Origin of the sequence: Hymenobacter sediminis (genome assembly GCF_003231285.1) — a bacterium.
In the GTDB taxonomy this organism is placed as follows: Bacteria; Bacteroidota; Bacteroidia; order Cytophagales; family Hymenobacteraceae; genus Hymenobacter; species Hymenobacter sediminis.
This window is the reverse complement of record NZ_QKNS01000023.1, coordinates 1-1013: the sequence shown is the minus strand read 5'-3', so window position 1 is coordinate 1013 and position 1013 is coordinate 1. Positions and strand designations below refer to the sequence as shown.

The window sequence follows — 1013 nt, the reverse complement described above, 5'->3', positions numbered from 1 at the left end:
AGGGATTGATGCTGGCGTTAATTGACGACCAGGGTCATGATGGAGTGGGGTCGGCTGGTGGCCTGGGCGGCCTGGCCTTTGATCCAGAGCTGGAAGGGCTGCTCCTGGTTGGTTTGGTTCATCACCACCACGGCCACTTTGCCATCGGGGTTGAGGAAGGCCGTGGTCTGCAGCACGTCGCGGCTAGCGGTGGTGGCAATGCGCTTGGCCCCGGGCCGCACGAACTTGCTGAAGTGGCCGATGTAGTAGTAGCTGTTGGTGTAGATGAGCTTGCCGCTGCGGGTATCCCCGATGATGGGGGCGTAGCAGAAGTTGCCTACGTGGTTGGGCCCGCCGGTTTCATCCAGCAGAATGTTCCAGTCGGTCCAGGCCACGGTGCCGGCGTTGAAATCGTTGATCATCGAGTTGCCGTACCGCTCGCCCAGCGTCCAGTCCTGCACGTTGTCGAACTTAAAGTTCTCCACGCAGCCCTCCGTGAACACCAGGTGTTTGTCGGGGTAGGTTTCGTGCACGCGGCGCAGGTTGTCGAACTGCATGCTTGAGCCCGTCCACGTCTCGTACCAGTGGTAGCCCAGGCCCCAGTAGTAGCGGCTGGCTTCGGGGTCATCGAAGAGGGTAGCGGCGCGCTGGAACATCAAGTCGCGGTTGTGGTCCCAGCCGATGAGCTTCTTATCAGAGAGGCCGCCTTTCTTGAGCGTGGGTCCGAGGTAGCCCTTCACGAAGTCGCGCTCCTCCTCGGCCGTGAAAATGCAGGACTCCCACTTCTGCTTGGCCATGGGCTCGTTCTGCACCGTCAGGCCCCAGATGGGGATGCCCGCCTTCTCATAAGCCTGGATGAACTTGACGTAGTAGTTGGCCCAGCTCTGGCGAAACTCGGGCAAGAGCTTGCCGCCCTGCAGCATGTTCTTGGTGTCCTTCATCCAGGCCGGCGGCGACCAGGGGCTCACGTACATGGTGAGCTTGCCGCCAGCGGCGGCCGTGGCCTGCTTGATGAAGGGGATTTTGTACTGCTG

1 protein-coding gene is annotated in these 1013 nt (G+C 61.2%); it reads right to left on the bottom strand.

All coding sequences use genetic code 11. The annotated features are described in order from the left end of the window. Positions 1 to 17: 17 nt before the first annotated feature. Positions 18 to 1013 (bottom strand): glycoside hydrolase family 30 protein (locus DNI29_RS23780; protein WP_110980643.1); only part of this gene is annotated, 996 nt, incomplete at its 5' end.